The 23,584-nt window shown below is 57.1% G+C and carries 20 protein-coding genes and 1 other RNA gene; 8 read left to right on the top strand and 13 right to left on the bottom strand.

The features are described from left to right. Positions 1 to 5: 5 nt before the first annotated feature. From QPL98_RS02240 to QPL98_RS02180, 13 genes are all read right to left on the bottom strand, one after another. Positions 6 to 470 carry an AraC family transcriptional regulator gene (locus tag QPL98_RS02240; RefSeq protein ID WP_226538101.1) on the bottom strand — a complete coding sequence of 155 codons (465 nt, stop codon included), beginning with the start codon at positions 468 to 470 and terminating at the stop codon, positions 6 to 8. A 429-nt stretch (positions 471 to 899) separates the two neighbouring features. After that, a complete protein-coding gene (locus QPL98_RS02235; RefSeq protein WP_199451624.1) occupies positions 900 to 2,078 on the bottom strand; it encodes a VWA domain-containing protein in 1,179 nt (392 codons plus the stop codon). Positions 2,079 to 2,100: 22 nt separating this feature from the next. Continuing rightward, on the bottom strand, positions 2,101 to 2,943 hold the full coding sequence (locus QPL98_RS02230; RefSeq protein ID WP_011785090.1) for a MoxR family ATPase: 843 nt from the start codon (positions 2,941 to 2,943) through the stop codon (positions 2,101 to 2,103). Between the two features lie 18 nt (positions 2,944 to 2,961). Continuing rightward, complete coding sequence (locus QPL98_RS02225) at positions 2,962 to 5,061, bottom strand: VWA domain-containing protein (RefSeq protein ID WP_303292547.1); 2,100 nt, start codon at positions 5,059 to 5,061, stop codon at positions 2,962 to 2,964. 75 nt (positions 5,062 to 5,136) lie between these two features. Next, positions 5,137 to 5,481 (bottom strand): hypothetical protein, encoded by a 345-nt coding sequence (locus QPL98_RS02220; protein ID WP_011785092.1) that lies wholly within the window; start codon positions 5,479 to 5,481, stop codon positions 5,137 to 5,139. Then, positions 5,481 to 5,927 (bottom strand): YcgN family cysteine cluster protein, encoded by a 447-nt coding sequence (locus QPL98_RS02215; RefSeq protein ID WP_153739944.1) that lies wholly within the window; start codon positions 5,925 to 5,927, stop codon positions 5,481 to 5,483. The genes QPL98_RS02220 and QPL98_RS02215 overlap by 1 nt, the downstream gene beginning before the upstream one ends. Next, entirely contained in the window at positions 5,924 to 6,217 is a 294-nt protein-coding gene (locus QPL98_RS02210; RefSeq protein WP_303292546.1) for a YcgL domain-containing protein, read from the bottom strand. The genes QPL98_RS02215 and QPL98_RS02210 overlap by 4 nt, the downstream gene beginning before the upstream one ends. After that, on the bottom strand, positions 6,214 to 7,365 hold the full coding sequence (locus QPL98_RS02205) for an HRDC domain-containing protein (RefSeq protein ID WP_303292545.1): 1,152 nt from the start codon (positions 7,363 to 7,365) through the stop codon (positions 6,214 to 6,216). The genes QPL98_RS02210 and QPL98_RS02205 overlap by 4 nt, the downstream gene beginning before the upstream one ends. Positions 7,366 to 7,382: 17 nt before the next feature. Further along, complete coding sequence (gene recR / locus QPL98_RS02200; RefSeq protein WP_011785096.1) at positions 7,383 to 7,985, bottom strand: recombination mediator RecR; 603 nt, start codon at positions 7,983 to 7,985, stop codon at positions 7,383 to 7,385. A 33-nt stretch (positions 7,986 to 8,018) separates the two neighbouring features. Further along, positions 8,019 to 8,342 carry a YbaB/EbfC family nucleoid-associated protein gene (locus QPL98_RS02195; protein WP_061331094.1) on the bottom strand — a complete coding sequence of 108 codons (324 nt, stop codon included), beginning with the start codon at positions 8,340 to 8,342 and terminating at the stop codon, positions 8,019 to 8,021. 4 nt (positions 8,343 to 8,346) lie between these two features. Further along, positions 8,347 to 10,260 carry a DNA polymerase III subunit gamma/tau gene (gene dnaX / locus QPL98_RS02190; protein WP_303292544.1) on the bottom strand — a complete coding sequence of 638 codons (1,914 nt, stop codon included), beginning with the start codon at positions 10,258 to 10,260 and terminating at the stop codon, positions 8,347 to 8,349. A gap of 124 nt (positions 10,261 to 10,384) precedes the next feature. Then, positions 10,385 to 10,481, bottom strand: an RNA gene (gene ffs / locus QPL98_RS02185) — signal recognition particle sRNA small type. A gap of 71 nt (positions 10,482 to 10,552) precedes the next feature. Beyond that, entirely contained in the window at positions 10,553 to 11,233 is a 681-nt protein-coding gene (locus QPL98_RS02180) for a 2OG-Fe(II) oxygenase (RefSeq protein WP_303292741.1), read from the bottom strand. A gap of 190 nt (positions 11,234 to 11,423) precedes the next feature. Between QPL98_RS02180 and QPL98_RS02175 the strand changes: the two genes are divergently transcribed. The 8 genes from QPL98_RS02175 (at position 11,424) to QPL98_RS02140 (ending at position 23,573) form a co-directional block, all read left to right on the top strand. Next, entirely contained in the window at positions 11,424 to 12,344 is a 921-nt protein-coding gene (locus tag QPL98_RS02175) for a D-hexose-6-phosphate mutarotase (protein ID WP_303292543.1), read from the top strand. Between the two features lie 30 nt (positions 12,345 to 12,374). Next, entirely contained in the window at positions 12,375 to 13,190 is an 816-nt protein-coding gene (locus tag QPL98_RS02170; protein ID WP_022991126.1) for a lysophospholipid acyltransferase family protein, read from the top strand. Beyond that, on the top strand, positions 13,190 to 14,137 hold the full coding sequence (locus QPL98_RS02165) for an SDR family oxidoreductase (protein ID WP_303292542.1): 948 nt from the start codon (positions 13,190 to 13,192) through the stop codon (positions 14,135 to 14,137). The genes QPL98_RS02170 and QPL98_RS02165 overlap by 1 nt, the downstream gene beginning before the upstream one ends. 124 nt (positions 14,138 to 14,261) lie before the next feature. Continuing rightward, positions 14,262 to 16,400, top strand: coding sequence for an XrtA/PEP-CTERM system histidine kinase PrsK (prsK, locus tag QPL98_RS02160; RefSeq protein WP_303292541.1), 2,139 nt, complete (start codon positions 14,262 to 14,264; stop codon positions 16,398 to 16,400). Between the two features lie 135 nt (positions 16,401 to 16,535). Further along, positions 16,536 to 17,906 carry a PEP-CTERM-box response regulator transcription factor gene (prsR, locus tag QPL98_RS02155; protein ID WP_014421323.1) on the top strand — a complete coding sequence of 457 codons (1,371 nt, stop codon included), beginning with the start codon at positions 16,536 to 16,538 and terminating at the stop codon, positions 17,904 to 17,906. Positions 17,907 to 17,956: 50 nt separating this feature from the next. Beyond that, positions 17,957 to 20,659, top strand: coding sequence for a tetratricopeptide repeat protein (locus QPL98_RS02150; protein ID WP_303292540.1), 2,703 nt, complete (start codon positions 17,957 to 17,959; stop codon positions 20,657 to 20,659). A gap of 120 nt (positions 20,660 to 20,779) precedes the next feature. Next, on the top strand, positions 20,780 to 22,744 hold the full coding sequence (locus QPL98_RS02145) for a PA14 domain-containing protein (RefSeq protein WP_303292539.1): 1,965 nt from the start codon (positions 20,780 to 20,782) through the stop codon (positions 22,742 to 22,744). Positions 22,745 to 22,892: 148 nt separating this feature from the next. Beyond that, complete coding sequence (locus QPL98_RS02140; protein ID WP_226538098.1) at positions 22,893 to 23,573, top strand: PEP-CTERM sorting domain-containing protein; 681 nt, start codon at positions 22,893 to 22,895, stop codon at positions 23,571 to 23,573. The last annotated feature ends 11 nt before the right edge of the window (positions 23,574 to 23,584 follow it).

Raw genomic sequence — 23,584 nt, 5'->3', positions numbered from 1 at the left:
GCCGGTTATTTCCACTCAACAAATGAGACTTCCGGTTCATAGTCCGGTGCCTTGGCGTTCAGCGTCATCTGCAGGCGCAAAGTGCCGGGCTGTTTCCGGAAATCGTGGACGATCTCCCGGCGCACGAAACGATTGTTGGCCGCCCGGGCGTTGATCACTGCCTTGAGAGTGTGTCTTCCGTCCACGAGGTTGCCGATAAACAGTTGATGTACGCCGCCCTGGCCCAGTGAGCTCCGTTCGTTTTCTGTGTAAAGATGAGCGGTAACCGGCTGCTCATTGACGAACAGTTCTACCGAATCCAGCTCAAGAGCTTGCCTGTTCGCCAAAGACAGAAAGACCGCCACCCGGGTATTCACCGGGTGCAGCAGTTTCTGCTCGAGGGCATGCACACTTGCGGTATGCCGGGTAATGTCAGCGTTCAGACGCTCGATCTGCTCATCGAGCGACGATGCGTGGGAGGTTGCCGCCATCGCAGCAATGATCATTCCGGATATACAAAGCCCCCTGATCCCTGGGGCAATCCGGCACTTTTGTGGTTTTTGTCTGCCGAACATCACTTTCCTGCCTTGCCGGGCCGCGCTGGTGCGCGGCTCAGGTAACATTTCGAAATAAAGAGTAACACCCGCTAACAACCAAGAACGGTATCCATTTCACCAAATGAGCATTTGGCCGGGTATCGGCAACGAAAAGCGTCGACTAATTTGACAGAAACAAAGAAAAGGTCGGGGGATCACAAAGGACTGAATGGCCCCATGACGAGGCAACTTACTGATATTAAAAGTAGATACAGGGGCATGGCCCCGGAATTGCTCTACCAGAGATGGCGGGAGCGCCTTTCGGGCAACCCCCGCTTGAATATGCCGAGCTTTGCCGATGCCCTCAACCGCATCGGCTTTTTTTTATTTACTCAACTGCCTCATGGCCGATTCGAGCCCCTCAATGGTCAAAGGGTACATATGATTATTGACCAATTGCTGGGTAATGCCCAGTGAACCACCCGATCCCCAGTAGCTTTCCGGTAACGGGTTGAGCCACACCACCTTCCGGAAATGCTCGGTCACCCGCTGGAACCAGGTGGCGCCTGCTTCCTCATTCCAGTGCTCGATAGAGCCACCGGGATGCGTGATCTCATAAGGCGCCATGGTGGCATCCCCGACAAAGATCACCTTATAGTCCGGCGTATATTTATGCAGGATGTCCCAGGTGCTGAGCGTCTCGTTCATGCGCCGGATGTTATTCTTCCACACGCTTTCATAAATGAAATTATGGAAGTAGAAATACTCCATGTGCTTGAACTCAAGACGTGCCGCGGAGAACAGCTCTTCGCACACCCGAACGTGAGGATCCATTGAACCACCCACATCAAAGAAGATCAGAACCTTCACGGCATTGTGCCGCTCCGGAACCATTTTCAGGTCCAGATATCCGGCATTGCGGGCCGTTGAGCGTATGGTGTCATCCATGTCGAGCTGGTCTGCCGCGCCCTGTCGGGCAAATTTACGCAGCCGGCGCAAGGCGACCTTGATGTTGCGGATGCCGAGGGTGATGCTGTCGTCCAGATCACGGAACTCACGCTTTTCCCAGACTTTAACCGCCCGGCCGTGGCGCCCCTTGTTCTGGCCGATACGGAAACCTTCCGGGTTGTAACCGTTGGCACCAAACGGTGAGGTTCCGCCGGTACCAATCCATTTGTTACCACCGGCGTGACGCTCCTTCTGCTCTTCCATGCGCTTCTTGAAGGTTTCGATCAACTCTTCCAGCCCGCCGAGAGACTCGATCTTGGCTTTCTCTTCATCGGTCAGGTGTTTCTCGAATTCGGCGCGCAGCCAATCGTCCGGTATCAGCGCCTCGAGCAGATCATCGAGATTCTCGATGCCTTCAAAATAAGCCTGGAAGGCGCGATCAAACTTGTCAAAGTGCCGCTCATCCTTAACCAGACACACCCTGGCCAGGTAGTAGAACTCCTCCATGTCTGCGAATGCCAGGCGCTGCTGAATGGCCTCCAGCAGGTCCAGGAATTCCCGCAGACTGGCTGGCACCCTGGCCCGCCGTACTTCGAGGAAAAAATCAATCAACATAAAGCAAGGCTCTTGTCGGTGATCAGTTTCGGCGACGCGCCATGAAAGCCAGCTTCTGCAGCAAATGAACGTCCTGCTCATTCTTCACCAGGGCACCATAGAGCGGTGGCAGAGCCGAGCTGGAGTCTTTCTCCTGCAGGGCTTTGGCAGAGAGCTCATCCGCCATCAGCAACTTGAGCCAGTCGATCAGCTCGGATGTCGACGGCTTCTTCTTGAGCCCCGGCACCTTGCGAACATCAAAAAACACTTCCAGCGCATCCCGCACCACCTGCTGCTGAATTCCCGGGAAGTGAACATCCACGATGTTCTTCATGGTGTCGTGATCCGGGAAGCTGATGTAGTGGAAGAAGCAGCGGCGCAGGAAGGCATCTGGCAGCTCTTTCTCGTTGTTACTGGTGATGACCACAATCGGGCGTTTCTTCGCTTTCACAAACTCCTGGGTTTCGTAAACGAAAAACTCCATTCGATCCAGTTCCAGCAACAGGTCGTTCGGGAACTCGATATCCGCCTTGTCAATTTCGTCGATCAGCAGCACCACCTGCTCGTCCGCCTCAAAGGCTTCCCAGAGCTTGCCCTTCACAATGTAGTTGCGAATGTCTTTGACCTTCTCGTCCCCGAGTTGGGAATCCCGAAGGCGGGACACCGCATCATACTCGTACAGGCCCTGTTGGGCCTTGGTGGTCGACTTGATGTGCCAGGGAATCAGAGTCATTCCCAGCGCCGCGGCCATTTCCTCCGCCAGCAGGGTTTTACCGGTGCCGGGTTCACCCTTGATCAACAACGGACGCTGCAGCGCGATCGCTGCATTGACTGCCATTTGCAGGTCATCGGTGGCTACGTATTTATCGGTGCCGGTAAACTTCATGTGTCTGATTCCTGTTGGTTACTTTTTCGGATTCTCTTTCTTGTCCGCCGGTTTGGATTTTTCTTCCTCCGGAGACTCTTCATCATAATCGGGCAAATCGTCGAATTCGGAGAGGTCGAAGTCTTCCAGACCAAACTCGTCCTCATCAATGTCGAACTCCGACTCGCTGATCTCATCAGCTTCAGAAGGATCTGGCTCCGCCTCGGCGCCAACCGTATCGTCTGCCAAGGGGATGTCATCCTCTTCCGGCTCCAGTTCAGCCGATGGCAGCTCTTCCGTTACTTCGGGTACGGCCTCATCCGGAATCTCGTCCGGTTCGCTGTCAGCTTGCGAGAGTTCCGGAATGTCTTCCGGTTCCGGCTCTTCGGCAGACACCTGCTCGGGAGATGTTTCCAGGTCTGCTTCAGGTTCAGCCTCCGCTTCCACCGACTCTGACGCTACCGGAGGCTCCGGCTCCACCACCGGTGGTTCATCCGACTCTTCAGCCAGGTCTTCCAGGGTTTCACGCTCAGCCGCTGCCGCCTGCTCCTGTTCTGCCCTCGCTTTTTTCTGGCGCCATGCAAACAAACCAAGGCCCACGATAGCAACCAGCAAGGCTGCGCCAGCACCCCAGGCCCAAACCGGGATACCCAGAAGGGTACCCTTCTCCGGCTCCGTTTCAGCAATCGGCTGTTCGACCGGCGCTTCGGGCTCCGGCTCAACGACCGGTGCAGGCTCTGGCACTGGTTCCGGCTCGGATTCCTGAACCGGAACTTCGACCGGAGGCTCAGCTTCCGCTGGCGGCTCCGGTTCTGAAGAGTTGGCTCCGCCATCAAAATCCGGCAGCGGCTCCGCCTGTTCAGACAGGTCTGGCACCATGGGTTCGGTCACCACCTCCAGAGGTGGCTCTTCCCCTGGCACGGTAAACGTCGTCATGGCGCTGAATTTGCGGGAGAAAGTTCCGCCATCCGCCACCACATCAACCTGATAGCGGCCAGGTGCAGGCAATCTGGGTACGGTGTCCCGATATACGCCGTCTTCCGGCGGGGTGTCGGGAGACAAAACCTTGGTACCTTGCCGACCATCACTCGCGGTTATCGACAGGCTAACGTCCATGACCGAGAGAAAGTCTGACCCGGTAATCTTTTCGGCTTCCTCAAAAAAAGCCACTTCAATGGCCAGAGGCTGCTCTTCGGTAAACTCAGCGGGAATCGGATTCACGGCCATGCGCAGATCACTGACCACCGTCACGCGGCTCCCCTGGCCAAGATCGCCAATGATACGCCAGCGGCCCGAGACCGGTTCAGTAACGGTGATCAGATCATAGCCCGGCTCAGATGCCCAACGGACATTCTCCGGAGCGCTCTCCCGGGTGAACGGCTCACCACCAGGCTGTGCAAGTGCCAACGACTCTTCGCCAGAAGCATCCTGTCCTGAGAAGATCAGTGCCGTAAACTCGCTGATGCCATCATCAACGGCAAAGCCATCGCCCTCAATGGGAACCTGTTCCTGCGGCACTGCGGTATTCAGCGCATTGGCAAACGCCAGATTCAACGCCTCGGCAGATTGCGCCAGCTGGAAGCTGCCACCGGTTTCCCGGGCCAGGTTACGAAGAAACCGGATGTCCGCTTTCTCAGACAGACCAACCGTATGAATTGTGGCGCCCTTGTCTTTCAGCGCTGGCAACAAGGAATCGACTATGCGTTTTTCCTCAGCCTGACTTGCGTCGTCACCACCTGGCACGTCGACCTTGCCATCGCTGAGGACAATAAGATGGGTGTTCTCGAGGGTACCTCCAGACAACCAGTCGTTGGCGGCTTTCTCCATCGCCAAACCGAGGTTCGTATGCAGCGCTACCGAATTGATCTGCTCGGAACGCTCAATAGCAGCGTCGCGCCAGGACTGATCAACCACACCGTAGGGCACCAGCATGTTGACGTACTGCCCGAAAGTCCAGAGACCGGCACTGGCCCCTTCCGGCAGGGTCCGGGCCAGCAGACGAACCGCTGGGCGGCGGAGATTCTGTGGATCGGTTTCCTTCATGGAGCCGGAGATATCCACCACAATGCGCACATCCGCGTTGCCGGGCAGAGACAGTGCCGGGTCCTGCGCACCTGCTTGCCAAGAAATCAGCAGCAAAGCTGCAGCCACCCAAATGCGTTTGAACCCCTTCATTGAACTGCGCCCTTATCTTTTGTAGTTCTCAGAAAACGTCTACTTGCGAACCAGCCGGTACCGAACCAGGTCAAGTATCCATACCAGTAGCATAACAATCGCGGCGATGCTGAAATTGAACAGTGCGCGACCGGCGGCATCGGTGTCGCCAAGAATCAGCTCATAGCCCGCAAACAGCCACGCCGGTATCCACCAGCCGGCCACGTCTGGCGATTCCACGGGGGTCAGCACCAGCACCACAAGCGCAGACAAAAGCAACGTCCGCAGACCATAAAAGGGCAATACCCGGAACAGTGATTTCATCATGTAGAAAAACACAACGAAAGCGACGGCATAGGCCGCCCAGAAAACCCCATAAGCGAGTGAAGCGTCTGTATCCATCATTACAGAATCCAGTGAATAATGTGTTCTTCCCAATCCTCTTCCGGCACAGAATCTTCCGACACCACGCTTCCCCGCACCGAAACACGGGCTTGATGAACGGTATCAGGATCTCCGCTGCGAAGCGGGTGCCAGTCCGGCAGAGGCCTTCCCTCGGCGAGGGTCCGGTACGCACAGGTGTATGGTAACCAGTGGTAGCTGAGAACTGTATCGGCGGTCAGTACCGTACACCCCGGTACCTTTTTCAATCGTTGCTCATAGACCGTACAGCCACAGGTATCCAGGTCCATGTAACGGCATACAAGATCGGTGTGATACACCTCCCCCGTATCCTCATCCTCCAGCTTTTGTAAACAGCACTTACCGCAGCCATCACACAGGGACTCCCATTCCGGCTGCGTCATATCCGCCAGTCGTTTACGCTGCCAGAAGGGAATCTGCGCAATCATTTCCGGTGCTGCTCAATCTTGCGCTTGAAGTCGACGATGTAGGTGTCCTGCTCTTCCGGCATCTGCAGGAAAAAGTCCTTTTCCTCAATTGCCACCAACACTTCCTTTCCGGTTGTGCGCGCGAGCTTCTTGTCTGGCGTCAACAGCAGATCCATCGAGTGGATGGGCGAGCCAAAGATACCTCTCAGCGCCTCCGGTAAATCGTCCCACTTTTGCCCTCGGCGGACAAAGAGATAGGTGTCGCCTTTCTTGCTGCTGCGAAACACCGATACAAATTCGCGTTCAGTCATTGGTTGAGCAGTTCCTCAATATCTTGCTTTACCGGCGCGATAATTTCCTCGCGCCATCCCTCAAAAAACGTCTGGCCCGCCAGGGTGCCATCCTGGATCAGTTTCTCAATACGTTTACGTGGCGCCAATATTTCCATTGGAATATCAAAGCGTTCAGCTGCATTGCTAAAGTAACGCTTAACCTTCTTGTAAAGCGCTTGCTGATCCCGGCTCAGCGGTCTGGGGATGAGCTCAAGCCCGGAATTATCGGTAGCACGGGCGGCCTGCACAAGCTCAACCAACTGCTCGCCATAACGTTTAACGAACCCCCCGGGTACGCCCTGAACATCCCTGATCACCGCAGCAGATGACGGCAAACGCTCAGCAATGGCAATCAGCAAGCCATCGTTCAGGACCCTGTTGCGTGGCCGGTCCTGGCGTCGACACTCCTGCTCGCGCCAGGCGACCAGTGCCCGGAGAACCGCTTGCTGTTCCCGGTTCAGGGTCCAGCCGCCCCGGAGTTTCAGATAATGCTGCTCCGGGTCTTCCTGGGTAGCGGCCTCGTTGGCAAATCGCCGGGACTCATCCGCCAGGGCATGTTCCAGGTTACGCTGCCTGAGGTTAGCCAACACCCATCCGTAAAGTGGCTCCAGAAAACGGATATCGTCCAGGGCGTAGCGCTCCTGGGCCGGCGTCAGTGGCCGTGACACCCAGTCCGAGCGGGTGGCGGACTTATCGAGTGCTTCACCGAACAGCGTCTCAACCAGGCGGGCGTAACCTACAGAGAATCCGGCACCGGCCAGCGCGGCACCGATCTGCAAATCCAGCACACCGGCTGGTTCCACATTCAGCCAATGGCGGAATAACTCCAGATCCTCACTCATGGCATACAGCAGTTTTGGACGGTTTTCATCGGCCAGCATCGCCCGGAACGATTCCGAGGCCTCAGCCACCTCCGGATCCACCAGCCAGAACTGTCCGCCAGCGCCCAACTGCACCAGGCCAGGAATCGGGTAGAAGGTGGACACCCGCTCGAACTCCGTGTCGAGTGCGACCGGCATGCCGGGTTCAAGGCTGTCGAGCCACTGATCCAGCTGCTCGGGTGTCTCCAGCCAGCGAACGGTATCCGGGGCCGGTGGAATGGTTACGGCCGGGTCGGTTTGGGTCATAAACAGAACCTGGGAACTTATTCAGACAGGGGTTTGCGACCCCGGAATGCATGGGTGAGTGTAAAGCCGTCAACATAGCCCAGCTCACCGCCAACCGGAATGCCATGGGCCAGGCGTGTAATCAGGATATTCTGGCCATCAAGGCGGTCAGCAATGTAATGGGCGGTGGCTTCGCCTTCCACCGTGGGGTTAGTGGCCAGGATCAATTCCGTTACGCCTTCACGGCGCACCCGATCCAGCAGGCGTTCAATCCCGATCTCCTCCGGGCCCACGCCATCGATGGGCGACAGATGCCCCATCAACACGAAGTAACTGCCTTTGTAATCGCCGGCCTGCTCAATGGCGAGCAGGTCTGAAGGGCTTTCAACCACACACAGGGTGCCATTGCGGCGCTCGGGTTTCTCGCAAATCTGGCAGATTTCGGTATCCGAAAAATTCTGGCAGCTGTCGCAACGGCGCACGCCGTCCATCGCATGATTCAGCGCCGCTGCCAGCCGGGTTCCGCCAGAGCGCCCCCGCTCCAGCAGATGAAAGGCCATGCGCTGGGCCGTTTTCTGGCCAACACCGGGCAGGCATCGCAGGGACTCCACCAATTCATCAACCAGGGGGCTGAATGCCATGACTACTCCTTAAAAAATCGATGGCAGGCCGGCTCAGAACGGCATCTTGAAACCGGGCGGCATCCCCATGCCAGACATCATGCCCGACATTTTTTCTTTCTGGTTGGCCTCTACCCGGCGAACCGCATCGTTCACGGCGGCAGCCAGCAGGTCTTCCAGGATTTCCTTGTCTTCAGACAACAGGGACGGATCGATATCCACTTTGCGGACATCGTGCCGGCCGTTCATGGTGACTTTTACCAACCCGGCGCCGGATTCACCGGTCACTTCGGCTTTGGCGATCTCTTCCTGGGCCTTCTGCATCTGCTCCTGCATCTGCTGGGCCTTTTTCATCAGGTCGCCCATATTGTTCATCATCTACTTATCTCCTGGCTGTTTCTGCGGGGCGGATACTTTCTTCGACGACCCGCCCTTCAAATCGTTCCACAATACTCTTGACCAGAGGATCCTGCCGGATGGACTCTTCCGCGGCTTTCTGGCGCGCCGCCCGCTGGCGCTCCTCGAAGGCGGCGGGCGTATGCAACCCCGGCACACCCTGCTCTATCTTCAACTGTGTGGCGTCGCCGAAGCGTGATCTCAAGGCCGCCAGTATTTTTTCTTCGTGGCGAGCGTTGAGCAGCCGCGCATGCCCCTCATCCAGAGTCAGTACAACCGCCTGCCCTTCCATTCTCATGGACGAATAGCTGGCCAGGTTACCGGGCATGCCGGTAATACCCAGCGAACGGAAATCGCGTTCCCAGACAAACCCGTCGGAGGTAACCGGTTGCTCGGGCTCGGCAGGGGCTGGCTCAGGCTCGTTCACCAGGGCCTGGTCAGCATTTTGCTCTGACTGCACCGTATCAGGGGCCAAAACTGGTTCCGGCGCTGACTCTGGCTCGGATATCGCGTTTGCGTCCGGCTCAATACTGGAATCCGATTGCGGCACCGGCTCTTGCCATTCCGGTGATTCGGCCTGAACGCCGTAGTCTGCTGGCTCCCAGGGTGGCGGGTCATCCACCATGGGTGGCTGTGGTTCAAGTTCAGCTACCGGCTCCGGACTGGGAACCGGCTGAGGCGCGGGCTCGGGTGGCGGTGCCGCGGCGACAGCCTGGGTGGGCGCGGTTTGCGAAACCGGGCCAGGCTCAGGTTCTGACTCCGCCGTGCCATTGTTGCTGTTGCCGGAAACCAGCGCCGGCGGTTCCCGGCGATCGGTACCCGGTCGAAACGCCAGCATGCGCAGCAAGGTCATTTCAAAGCCCATACGGGCATCCGGCGTCACCGACAGATCTTTCCGGCCAATCAAGGCGGTCTGGTAGAACAACTGGGCATCTTCGGCACTGAGCCGACGGGCCAGTTCCTGCACCTGGGCAGCGTCGCCCATGGCGTTGTCGGCACTGCCCGGCACCACCTGCTCCATGGTGACGCGATGAAACAGGGACAGCATATCGGACAGGATGACGCCGTAATCCGGCGCAAAATCCGAGATCCGGTTAATTTCAGACAGCAGGCCGGGGCCATCACGCTCAACCAATGCGTTAACAATGCGCTGGATATCGCGCTGATCGATGGTGCCCAGCATATTGCTGACATCACTGGCAGCCAGGTTCTCGTTGCCGAATGCAATCGCCTGGTCGGTCAGGCTGAGGGCATCCCTCATACTGCCATCGGCCGCCCTCGCCAACAGCCACAGGGCCGGGTCTTCAAACGGGATCTGTTCTTCGGTCAGAACGTGCTTCAGGTGGCCAACAATGTGCTCCGGCGTCATCCGCTTGAGATTGAACTGCAGACACCGGGAAAGCACCGTCACCGGCAGCTTCTGGGGATCAGTGGTGGCCAACAGGAACTTGACGTGTTCAGGAGGCTCTTCCAGGGTTTTCAGAAAGGCGTTGAAGGACTGGTTGGTGAGCATGTGCACCTCATCGATGAGGTACACCTTGTAGCGGCCGCGCGTGGGAGCGTACTGCACGTTGTCGGTCAGTTCCCGCATGTCATCTACACCGGTGCGGGAGGCAGCATCGATTTCGATCAGATCAACAAAACGGTTCTCCAGGATCTCCTTGCAGCTGTCGCATTCACCGCAGGGATTCGGCGTTATGCCGGTCTCACAGTTCAGACAGCGGGCCAGCAGGCGGCCAATGGTGGTTTTGCCCACGCCCCGGGTGCCGGTAAACAGGTAGGCATGGTGCAGGCGCTGGTGTTCCAGGGCGTGAATAAGCGCCTGTAACACATGTTCCTGCCCCACCATGTCTTCAAAGGTACGGGGGCGCCATTTCCGGGCTAAAACCTGATAGCTCATGATCCATCAACTGCTCTGAAAAATGGGAACAACTCTAGCATGGACAGGCAATGAGAAGAAGCATGCGCTTGCGCAACAAACGGGAGAGGAAACAGGCAAAACAAGAGGCAGGATATGGGGGTGACCCCACCAGCGATCCCCCGGCACACACATCCACCGCTTCGGCTGCTCCCTTCCGGGCCTGACCGGGTTCACGGTTTCATGTTGCGGAGGCACCAATGGGGCCACCATAACGGCGTTTCGGGGCATTTCCCTCGAAAGCGGCGCGCATATTAACAGAAGGGTATAAGGACTACAACGGCAAAGGGACTTCGTCCTGCCGGAACCAACAGGCAATGCTGTACCGGGTGCGATTGGCGGGTAATACCTCGTGGGGCACATCCTCACTCAGAAACAGTGCCGCACGCCCTGCTTCCGGCCGCACCAGACCAACCATCTGATCTTCGTTGTCGGAGCTGAACACCCGCAACTCTCCCCCGTCTTGCAGCTGCCAACCCTCATTCAGATACAGCACCAGACTGACCACGCGTGAGGCCCTGCCCCGGAAGCTGTCCAGGTGGCGCTTGTAGAAATCGCCAGGCTGATAGGTGGCATAGTGCGCCTCATAACGCTTCAGCCCAAGAAACAAGCGCTGATTCAGACCAAGCCGCAGGGCATCAAAGAACCGGAACAGCTCCGACTGAGCGGCGGTATAACCATCCAGCCAGGCGATTTTATCCCGGCGGACGCTGCGATCACGGGTCAGATCGGCACCGCGCCCAATCCCTGCTCGCCCCATGGCTTCGGTGCGGTCCAGTATCTCCACCTCGTTACGAAGCGCCGCGATCAAGCCGGCGGGCAAATGCCCTAGCAGATCCAGCTCAATCCAGGCTTTCTCGCTCAGGTTATCAGCCAGCTCATCCAGCCAGGCATCAGGCACCGACACAGAATCACAGCGGCCAGCATCGCCAATCTTGGCGCTGTCACCAGCCACTTTGTCCAGCTGCCCGGTCGACTGCTCAAGCAGCGGCTCCGGCATCGGCAAGACCACCGCCACAGGATTTTCGGATTCCATGTTCAGACCCTCACAATTTTGGCGTATTGTATTCGGAAACTCGCCGCACACACGGTTTTAATTTACTCTGAAGCTACGGAGTTTTACCTAAAGGACGCAGTTTTTGAATATGTCGGACAGCAGTAGCAAGCCGCCAGCAACCGGAGGCCCCGGCAACTGGTCATTCACCCGCTGGAGTACCATCGGGCAACTGGAGGCACTTGAGGTTCATCACCCATTGTTCCAGGCCACGTTGTTTCTACAGGGGGCACACCTCACTCATTTCGCGCCAAAAGACGAACGCAACTGGCTCTGGCTCAGTGAACTCGCCCGCTTTCAACCCGGCCGAGCGATTCGTGGCGGTATTCCCGTGTGCTGGCCCTGGTTTGGAGACCCACTCCGGAACCCGCCGGAAATCCGCAAGCGCATAGCGTCATCCTCAGCCCACGGCTTTGCCCGCACCGCTTTATGGCGCCTGGAAGATGTTCAGGAAAGCGCCCATGAGGTAGAAATCAGCCTGTCCCTCAGCGCCAACGACGATTTCCGGGAACACTGGGACGGCCACGCCCTGGCCCTGATCACCTTCAGTTTTTCCGTTCGCGGTTGCCAGATTGCCCTGACAACCACCAATCTCTCAAAAGCGCCGCTGGCGTTCAGCCAGGCGCTGCACACCTACCTGCCCACAGACGATAGCCAGCGAACCCGCGTGCTGGGCCTGGGAAACAGCCAGTACATCGACACGCTGAAAGACTGGGAATACGCCTCACAGGAAGGGCCTGTCTACTTCGAGGGTGAAGTGGACCGGATATACGAAACCGGCGAAGCACTGACCGTGGTAACGCCTGCGGGCAAACGAAAGCTTACGTCTGTAGGTAGTGACTCAACCGTGGTCTGGAACCCAGGCCCCGGAAAAGCGCAACGCCTGTCAGATTTCCCGGATTCTGCCTGGCAGAAAATGCTCTGCGTCGAAACAGCCAATGCAGCCTCGGATTATCGGGTATTAAATGAAGGCCAGAGCCACACACTGGGTGTATTCATCGGCCGCGCCTGAGCGGCGACTTCTTTGACACAGGGAGCGGGCATGGGCCTGGCATCGTATCTGAGATCGAAACTGATACCGGCGGAACTGGACGAGCAGGTAAACCGCATTCGCAAACCCATCGGCACACTGGGCTACGATCCCTGGGGTTATAACAACGAAGCGGTGAAGTACGGTTTCTCGGTTGCCCGGCAAATCTACGAGAAATACTTTCGGGTCAGTGCCTCCGGCGTAGATAACGTGCCCGCAGAAGGCCCGGTCCTGATTATCGCCAACCACTCCGGCCAGTTACCCATCGACGGCCTGCTCATTGGTTACGCCCTCGCCTCACGGGAAAAAAATCCTCGAATTCCCCGCGCCATGATCGAGCGCTTCTTTCCGACGGTGCCGTGGCTTGGCAATCTCCTGAACGAAATCGGCGCCGTGCTCGGAGACCCGGTCAACTGCGCGAAGATGCTCGCCAACAATGAAGCAGTGATTGTGTTTCCGGAGGGCGTAAGAGGCTCCGGCAAGCTCTACCGGGACAGGTATCAACTGAAGCGTTTCGGCAACGGTTTTATGCATCTGGCCATGAAGTACAAGGCGCCCATTGTGCCTGTGGGCGTAGTGGGCTGCGAAGAGACCATCCCGGCCATTGCCAACATCAAGCCACTGGCCAATGCCCTGGGCGTACCCTACGTTCCTGTCGCCCTGCCCGTGGTGCTCCCCGCCAAGGTACACCTGAATTTCGGGGAACCCATGTATTTTGATGATACCGAAATCCCTGAAGAGCAGGTCACCGAACGGGTAGAGGCTGTGAAAGCCGAGATCAGCCGACTGATTGACAAGGGACTGAGCGAAAGGAAAAGGCTGTTCTGATGAGCAAGCACCAAAGACCCCGCATTCTGATCACCGGTGCTGCCGGTGCGCTGGCCCAGCAAGTGATCCGCCGCCTGCGAGAAAGCTGCGACCTGGTGGCCGTCGATTTCCGGGAACAGGTTTACCTGGGCGACGACATCCCCAGCTACTGCATTGACTTCAACAAGCGGGTCTTCGAAGACCTGTTCCGACGCTATGAGTTTGATGGCGTGATACATCTCGGCCGCATCCTCTCCAGCCAACTGACCCGCATGCGCCGCTATAACGCCAATGTACTGGGCACCCAGAAGCTACTGGACCTATCCCACAAATACGGCATACGCCGGGTGATTGCGCTATCCACCTACCACGTCTATGGTGCCGTGGCCTATAACCCGGCGCTGATTGACGAGTCCGCCCCCCTCAAAAGCGCAGGCCTGAGTGCCGACCTGGTGGATTCAGTGGAGCTTGAGAACCTCGCCAACATCTATCTTTGGCGCTACCCGGAACTCAACATAACTATTCTTCGGCCCTGCAACATCGTGGGCCCCGGTGTTCGCAATACCATGAGCACCCTGCTCAGCAGTGAGCGGGCACCCGTATTGGCTGGCTTTTCGCCGATGATGCAGTTCATCCATATCGACGATATGGCAGACGCCATTGTCGCCGCCTGGGCAAAGCCCGTAAAAGGCGTGTTCAATGTCGCGCCGCAAGACTGGGTCGCCTACCAGCACGCCCTGAAGCTCTGCGGTTGCAAAACCATACCCATTCCCTCCATTCCACCGAGCGTGCCGAAGGCCATTGCCCGGGTTCTGAACCTGCGCAGCTTCCCTCCGTACCTGATGGCATTCTTCAAATATCCGGTGGTGATTGACGGTCGCGCCTTCGCCCGGGAATTCGGTTTTGAGCCCAAACGGCCATTGAAAGAGATTTTCCGATATTATCGCGATAACAAAAAACCGGTGTGAAACTCATCGGTAATTTGAGTATTCAAATAGACGAACGGCCCTTTTCGGCGCTACCCTGTACATATTAAATACAGTACCCGGGCACCGGCAGGCCCGGGATTCCCGGTGTTCAAGGAAAGAGCTAATGTTCAGGGATATCAGCGTGATCAGTCACGGTGCGGCAGCCGCTGTCTTTGCGGTTCTGGCCGTTCTTGTGGCAACCCGTTATCTTCGCCGCGACATTGATCGTGCTCTGTTCCTTGCCGCCATTGTTACCGCCCTGTGGGCCTCCGTCCTGGTTACCCAAAGCCTCTGGGGATCGCCCGGGTTCTTCACCCGCTACCTCCTGGAACTGCTCAGAGACACAGCCTGGTTGCTCCTGCTGTTCGCCATGCTTCGCGACGGCTTTCGCCAAGGCCGGTTCACCAGTCAAATAAAGAAGGTATTGGGTGCCGCGACGGCGATACTGATCATCACCTTGCTGGCCCTTGGTACACTTGAGTTCGCCCTCCACATCGATCTTGTCAGCGGTAAAACCAAGGTGATCGGCCAGATCGCCCTGTCACTCCTGGGCCTGTCGCTGGTCGAGCAAATCTGGCGAAACTCTACTGTCTTCGGCCGCTCCAGCATGAAATACCTGTGCATTGGCGTTGCCACCATCTTCGCCTTTGATTTCTTCATGTATGCCGATGCGCTGCTGTTCGGGCAAGTCGCGGATTCGTTCTGGAATGCGCGCGGTTTTGTGAACGCCGCACTCATGCCCCTTTTTGCCATCAATGTGGTGAACACACGCAAACAACCTGTGGACTTCCAGTTGTCCCGTTCGGCCGTATTTCACGCTGGCACACTCATCTTCGCGGGCGGATACCTGTTACTGCTGGCCATCGGCGGTTACTACGTACGCGCCCTGGGTGGTGAGTGGGGCGAAGCCCTGCAGGTTCTGTTCATCACCGTTTCCCTGGCGTTTCTGGTCACACTTCTGTTGTCGCGGCGGATTCGTGGGCGCCTGATGGTCTTCATCAGCCAGAACTTCTTCGACTACAAGTACGACTACCGGGAAGAATGGCTCAAGCTCACCAAGGAACTGGCCAATCTGAGCAACGAACCGCCCCTGCCCGAGCGAGTGGTGCGCATTCTGGCCGGACTGGTGGAAAGCAATGCCGGTGCGATCTGGATAAAGGGCGAGCAGAAAGATTTCCACCTGAAAGCAAGCGTCAATATCGCGACTCCGAAGTACACCATCATTGACGAACACTCGGATATGGTGAAGTTCTTCAAAGATCGCGAATGGATCATAGACCTGAGCGAATACCGGGAAGACCCGGTGAGCTACAACCTGCTGGAAATACCGGACTCCATCACCAAGACCCCGGAAGCCTGGCTGGTCATCCCGCTGTATCTTGATAACGAACTCTACGGCATTGCCATGGTCGGCGCGCCTTACGCCAGGGTGGAGCTTAACTGGGAGAACTTCGACCTGATCAAGGTGGTGGCCCGCCAGACCTGTAATCTCATCGCCCAGAACGATGCCCAGAACCGGCTCTCACGGGCCATGCAGTTTGAAGCCGTCAGCAAGGCCAGCGCGTTCATGGTGCATGACCTGAAAACACTGATCGCCCAGTTGTCCCTGCTGGTCAAGAATGCGCCCAAACATCGCAACAACCCAGCCTTTATCGACGACATGATTGCCACCACCGATCATGCGGTCCGTAAAATGTCGAACCTCGTGGATCATATCCGCAAACCATCCTCCGGGGCGGACGAGCAACGTGCTCCCATAGACCTGACCCAACTGGTCCGCGAGCTGATTGAAGACAACAGCCGCCGCAGCCCGGCACCGATGCTACTGGGTGCTCCACCCGCCATCCAGGTATGCGCCGACAAAGAACAGCTGCGCAGCGTGCTGGGCCACCTGATTCGCAACGCCCAGGACGCCACGGCTCCAACCGGGGAAATCACACTGAACCTGAAAACGGCCAAAGGCAGCGTGGTGCTGTTTATCCAGGATACCGGCAGCGGCATGACGGAAGAGTTTATCCGCACCCGGCTTTTCAAACCCTTCGAAAGCACCAAAGGGCTTACCGGTATGGGGATTGGAGCCTATCAGGCCCGGGAATACATACAGGAACTGGGCGGTTCGATTGACGTAACCAGCGAGCCCGGCCTGGGCTCCTGCTTTTCGGTACGTATTCCGCTGGCCAATGCAGCAACCGGCGAATCAGCCGGGAACAAGCCGGAACCGACAGATTCCGGCTTGCAGGAAGGCAGGCAAGCCGTCAATTAACCGACGGAGAAGACTATTTTATTAAGCGAGCATTGCAAAGTGTCAATGTTCAGTTAAGAATCAGAGTCATGGAATCGCGTTCGCCTCATGGGCGTCTATCCGATATGAACACGGAACAAAGGACTGGTTGTTGTTGTGAAGCAGTTATTGATAGTCGAGGATGATCCTGGCCTCCAGAGCCAGATGCGATGGTGCTTCAGTGAAGACATTGAAGTCTCGGTGGCCGCTGACCGGGAGGCAGCGCTAACGGCACTTCGGCGTCTCGAGCCTGAAGTGGTGACGCTGGATCTTGGCTTGCCACCCGACCCCGGCGGCGCCACTGAGGGTTTCGCCCTGCTGGAAGATATCCTTCGCCTGGCGCCCATGACCAAAGTGATCGTGGTGACTGGCAGGGAAGACAAGGAAAACGCCGTCAAGGCCATAGGCATGGGAGCCTGCGACTTCTACCAGAAGCCACTGGATGCCGACATCCTCACCTTTGTGGTAAATCGGGCATTCCGCCTCGCGGAACTGGAAAAAGAAAACCGCGAACTGTCCTCGCAAGGCAATGGCACCAACATCAAAGGCATTGTTGCCGCCAGCCCCGAAATGCTGGTGATTTGCCGCACGGTTGAAAAGGTTGCGCCTACCGATGTCACCACCCTGATTACCGGCGAAACCGGTACCGGCAAGGAACTCCTGGCCCGGGCCCTGCACGACCTGAGCCATCGCGCCGACAAACCCTTTGCGGCCATCAACTGCGCCGCCATTCCGGAAAACCTGCTGGAAAGCGAACTGTTCGGGTTCGAGAAAGGCTCCTTTACCGGCGCAACCCAGTCCAAGAAAGGCAAGATTGAGAGCGCCAATGGCGGCACCCTGTTTCTCGACGAGATTGGCGATATGCCGATGGCACTGCAGGCCAAACTGCTTCGCTTCCTGCAGGAACGAGTAGTCGACCGGGTAGGTTCGGTAAAACCGATTCCCGTTGATGTCCGGGTGGTGTGCGCCACCCACCGGAATGTTCAGGACCTGATTGCCCAGGGCGATTTCCGGGAAGACCTGTATTACCGGATCAGTGAAATCACACTGGATGTGCCTGCCCTGCGTGAACGGGATGGTGACCCACTGGTGATTGCACAATCCCTCCTGAAAACCCTGGGCAAACAGATGGACCGCCCTAACCTCACGTTCTCGGACGATGCGGTTCAGGCCATCAATGCCTACAGCTGGCCAGGCAATGTGCGTGAAATGATCAACAAGGTGAAGCGGGCGATCATCATGGCCGATGGCAAGCGCATCACCGCCGAGGACCTGGTTCTGCCGCTCGAAGGCTGCGACACCGACTTTCAGCTCAACCTGCGCCAGGTACGTGAAGCGGCAGAACGAAAGGCGATTATTCAGGCCCTCACCACCAGTAATTTCAACATGGCTCAGGCATCGCGCCTTCTGGGCGTTACCCGCCCGACGCTGTACAACCTGACCGACAAGTACCGGATTGAGACCAACACCGCCCCGAACGAGGCCTGAGACACCCAATGCTGGAACAGAACAAGACCCGACGAAGGAAGGACCAGGGCATGAAGATAAGAACTATTGCGCGTGCATCACTGCTATCCGCTGCCATCGCTTTGGCCGTGACGGGGTGCAACAGCGAACCGGACATGTCTCAGGAAGACATTCAGTACATCAGCCATGTAGACCAGGCACGGTTTTTCCAGCGCCAGGGTGAGCTGAAAGCAAGCACCATCGAGGCCCGAAGCGCCATCGATCTCCAGCCGAATCGCGCCGCCCCCTACTTTGTCATCATCCACAACCTGCTAACTGCCGGTGATGCGGCGAACGCTGAACGGCAACTGGACAAGCTCCTTGAGAAGACGAACATTGAGGAGCTGGGCCAATCGGAACGCAACCAGGCTGCGTTGATCCGGGCTGAAGCCCGTATTCTCCAGGGTAAACACCAGGAAGCCCTGGAATCTCTGGACCAGATTTCATCGCCCTCTCCGGATCAACAGTTGCAGGCAGACAACCTGAAAGGTCGCGCCTGGTTGACCAGCGGCGACTTTGACAAAGCCGAAGAGGCCTACCAGAGCGCGTTCGACAAACACAGCAATAACGTTGTTGCCATGGTCGGCCTGTCCCGGGTTGCCACGGCCAAGGGCGACTTCGACACTGCGAAGGAACGCCTTGAGAAAGCCATAGAAATTGACGCTGAACACGAGGACGTCTGGCTCTGGAAAGCGCAATTCGCCCATGCCCGGCAACAATGGGCCGAAGCAGAACAGGCGTACATACGCGCACTGGAGACAATTGGCCAGTTCGACGTTATGACCTTCCGGAAATACCAGACCATTTCGGCCCTGATCACCGTTCTGCGTGAGCAGGGCAAATCGGCGGAGGCATTTGTCTACGAGGAAATCCTCGCCAAGTCCGGTCCGGGTACGATCAAAAGCAACCTGGAAGCCGCGGCCTCAGCCTATAATGATGGCGACCTGAATACCGCCGCCAGATATCTGCAGGAAGTCCTTAACCAGGTTCCCAATCATCAACAAAGCGCATTGATGCTGGGCGTAATACGTTATCGGCAAGGCCGCCCCGAGGAGGCGGAGAAACTGCTTGCACCGCTGGCCGATATGGAAAACGCCGATGAAGTACGCAAACTCCTGGCCGCCACCCGCATATCCATGCGCGACCCGGCTGGCGCAAAATCACTGCTGGAAGACCTGGAGGGCAGCGACGCCGATCCACAAACACTGGCACTGGTAGGCATTGCAAGCCTGGCTTCTGGCGATGACCAGAGTGGCCGCCAGCTCCTGGAGAAGTCGCTGGAACTGGCACCGGAGAACCACAACCTGCGTCTGCGCTATGCGGCTTATCTCACTCAAACCCGAGATTTCGCCAATGCCATCAAACAGGCCAGTCAGATTCCGTCGGATGCCACGGAGGCCCTGCAGGCCACAATCCTGACATCCCAGGCCCAGGCGTTGTCTGGCAATTCGCAGGCGGCAACAGACACCCTGGACACCTGGCTTAAAGCCAATCCGGACAGCATGGCGGCTTTGATCGCCCGGGGAAACCTGGCCAGCAGCCTGAACAACACCCAACAGGCGGCAAGCTACTTTGAGCGGGCGCACAAGCAACACCCGGAAGAAGCAGCTCCTCTGGTAGCTCTGGGCAACCTTGCCCGCGAACAGCAGAACACAGAGCAGGCGATTACCTGGTACCGCCAGGCGGTCGAAACCAACCCGAACAACCTGCCCGCCATTCAGGCCCTTGCCGGTGTGATGAAGCGCGATCAACTGACCGGGCTGATGCAGGAAATCAGCACGCAACACCCTGAGGCAAACGGACCGCGGCTGATCCTTCTGGAATCCGCGCTGATCAACAACGATACGTTGCGAGCCGATGAACTGACCGCCCGGTTGATGGAAAGAGAACGCGAAGACCAGCCCTCACCGTCTGAACCGCTGGTCGCTGCGGTGTATGAAGGCATTGCCACTCAAATGGCACAGCGCGACAACAGCGAGCGCGCTCTGGAGATCCTGAGCCGCGGACGAGCGCTCTTCCCTGAGAACGAGGCCATTGCCCTAAAAGTGGCTGCCATCGAATTCAGCAATGGCAACGCAACCGCCGCGCGAAGCGCGCTGCAGGATGCCAAGCAGCATCATCCGGACTCCCCCGCGCCCTACCAGGTAGAAGCCAGCTATTACGAGAACCAGGGCGAACATCAGCAAGCTGCTGAGCTTTATCAACTGGCGCTGGCCAAGCGACAAACGGCGGAACTGGCCATCGCCCATGCTCGCGCACTCTCTAACGCCGGCCGATCTCAGAATTCGATAGAAGCACTGCAGGAAGCCAACAAACAATTCCCGAACAATTCGTCAATTCTGCTTACACTGGCGCTTCAAACCCAGCAAGCAGGCCAGACGGATGCGGCCATTGAGCACTACCAGCAGGTTCTGCAACTGACCCCGGACAACGCCCTGGCGCTGAACAATCTCGCCTGGCTGTATTATGAGGCCGGCAACAGCGAAGCGGCATCACTGGCCAAACGCGCCTACGAACTGGTGCCCGAAAATGCTGCGATTGCAGATACCTATGGGTGGATCCTGTTCGAGGCTGGTGAACACGAGCAAAGCCTGGCTGTACTGGAAAGAGCCCATTCCCTGGCACCGGATTCCCAGGAAATTGCCATGCATCTGGCCGAAGCTTATCGAGCCACCGGCCGCACGGATGCGGCCCAGCAGATCATGGACAAGTTCAGCACAGGCAACAACGGCTAATCATTACTCGCGCTATAACCAAAGAGAGGACATAACGAAACGTTCCTAGCCGCCGGTGGCAGCCCTGACACACTGCAACAATACTTTACATATTGTTTCCAATAGCAAGGAAGGTGGGTTATGGCTGCTATCAAAGTGTTGAGCGTAGGCACCGTGGTGGTTCTGCTCAGCGGCTGTCAGAACTGGCAGTTCAGGGATATTGAGGATTTGCCACCGACAGCCGCGATACCAGAGACGAGCGAACCGGGAAAGGTCGATGTCTGGTATTTTGACGGTATCTCCGGGAACTACGTTCAGGGCATGCTGGACGCAGAGAAATATCCGGATTCGCCCGATGAAATCACTGAACTCACCCAACTGCGCCAAGCCACCAGCCGAGCCAATAATTACGGCACACTGATCCGGGGCTTTATCGAGCCCCCCGCAACGGGCGAATACACCTTTTACATCAGTGGCGACGATCAGACACAACTGTGGTTATCTGATTCCCAGAACCCGGACGGTGCGGTTCAGATCGCCTCCACCATGTCCACGCCCCTCGATAATTTCACCCGCTACGCCTCACAAACCTCCGGCGTACAATATCTGGAGGCCGGCAAAAAATATTACTTTGAATTCAGACACAAGGAAGGTGGATGGGACGACCACTTTACCGTCGCCTGGTCCGGCCCCGGCATCTCTCAGCAAGTGATCAGCGGCAGCGCGCTACATAGCTACGCCCAGAAAGCCCCTGACTCGGCCCCCGAGATGACAACCGAAGATGCCTACCATCAGGGTTACCGAATCGGCTACTTTGACGCTGAACAGGGCCTCTCATTCAACAGCCAGTACCCACCACTTGATGCGGACAGTGATGATCTGTACGACAACTGGGAGATTGTGTACGGGCTGGATCCATCCAATGCCGCCGATTCAAAATCCGATACCGACAATGATCTGCTTACCGCCATGGATGAGTTCTGGGCCAGGACCAATCCCGGCACCGAAGATACTGATAACGACGGGATTCCGGATGGGTACGAATACGCCTATGGCACGGACCCCACCAACCCGGGCGATGCCAATGTAGATCTTGACGGTGATGGCTACACCATCCTGCAAGAGTACCAGGCCGGCACCAATCCCACCGATGCCAGCGACTTCCCTGCCCCCCAGGAAGTGTATGCAACCGGATTCGTCGGCCAATACTTCACAGGCACCGAGTTTGACAGCTTCGTTTACAGTCAGCGGGATGCGACCGTCGACTTCAACTGGAATAGTGGAAGCCCGGCAGCGGAGCTTCCAAAGGACCGGTTCAGCGTGCGTTGGCAGGGATGGTTCACACCCCCCCACAATGAAGGAACCCGGGACTACACCTTCACCACCACCACGGATGATGGTGTTCGGCTTTTCCTCAACGGGTCTACCGTCATTGATCAGTGGAAGAACCAATCCCCCACCAGCTACAACGCCACCGCGAGTCTCGAAGCAGGGACCCCCGTTGCCATCACCATGGAGTACTTTGAGTTCGGCTGGGGTGCCACCGCACAACTGGCGATTACCGACGCCGCCACTGGAGATGCCATATCCACGACCAACACCGTCCAGCATCTGGCATTGGACAGCGAGTTCGCCGAAAGCACCTTGAACGACGGCATCGACGATCTTTACAAACTTCGCTACGGACTCCCCCTGATGCAACCATCAGCGAGCCGGGTGCTTAACGATAGCGGCGTGACGGTTCTTGAGGCTTATCAATCGGGCCTGCACCCGTACACGCTCGAAACCGTATCGGAGCCAGAATCACCGGTCACCAGCCAGCCCGGTGGTACCGGCGATGCCAGCGGCAGTGTGACACTATCGTGGACGCCTCCGGGCACCAGGGTAGACGGCAGCAGCATTTCGCTGAGCGAAATTGACCGTTACCGGATCAACTACGGACAGGATGCTGCAAACCTGACTCAAACTCTGGAGGTGCCGGCAGGCACAACCTCAACCACGGTTACCGGCCTGGCGCCCGGCACCTGGTACTTTACGATTCAGGTAATTGATATCAATGGATTGAGTAGTGAACCGTCCGATCCGGTAGAGCATCAGGTTAACTAAGTGAGCATTCTGGTTGTCGAGTTATTTTACAACCAAACAGCAGCGGCCAGAAAAGTTCATTAATATTCAATGACTTAAATTTTGGCACGAAGCCTGCTTATTAGAGGATGACGTAACGCAAAGACCACTCACTGGAGGAGTGACTCAAATGAAAAAATTGACTCAAGGCTTGGCAATGGCTGCAGCCGTCGGTTTTGCGGGAGTAGCTCAGGCTGCCTATATCGATTCTGTTGCCAATGCAAACGCACCTGGCGCTGTAGCTGAGCAAAGTGTTCCGGGAGACAACGATTACGCCACTCGCGTAGGTGGTACCTGGACAGCGGATGCACCTCTGTACAACGTGGGTGATACCGTATTGTTCGGCCACAACCTGAAATCCACCAGCTCCGATCCGTTCAAGCTGACCTTCACCTACCTGGGTAAAGAAGCGAACGACAACAACCAGTTTTACTGGGGTAACACTCTGGTATTCGATACCAACAGCAATCCTGATGACCAGTTCAGCGCCGTATTCTACGGTGGTCTTGACGCCCTGCTGAACTTCAAGTTCATCAACGGCAGCGGAGTTACCATCAACAACGATGGCGCCAACGGCAGTCAGTTCAACAACATCGCCAAACCGAACTCCAGCACCAACTTCAACCTCTTCTATGTTGAAGAAGATTACTTCGTAATCAGCCTGGACGATGGCTATGTTGGCGATGACAACCATGACGATATGGTGATCGCAGTTCGTGCCACCAAGGTTCCCGAGCCTGGCACGCTGGCACTGCTTGGCCTTGGTCTCGCTGGCATTGCCGTCCGGATGAAAGGCCGTAAAAAAGCCTGACATCGAGTTCT

The sequence above is a fragment of the Marinobacter sp. ST-43 genome (assembly GCF_030541085.1).
In the GTDB taxonomy this organism is placed as follows: Bacteria; Pseudomonadota; Gammaproteobacteria; order Pseudomonadales; family Oleiphilaceae; genus Marinobacter; species Marinobacter nauticus.
The sequence above is the reverse complement of the archived record's forward strand: the minus strand, read 5'-3'. Positions and strand labels throughout refer to the sequence as shown.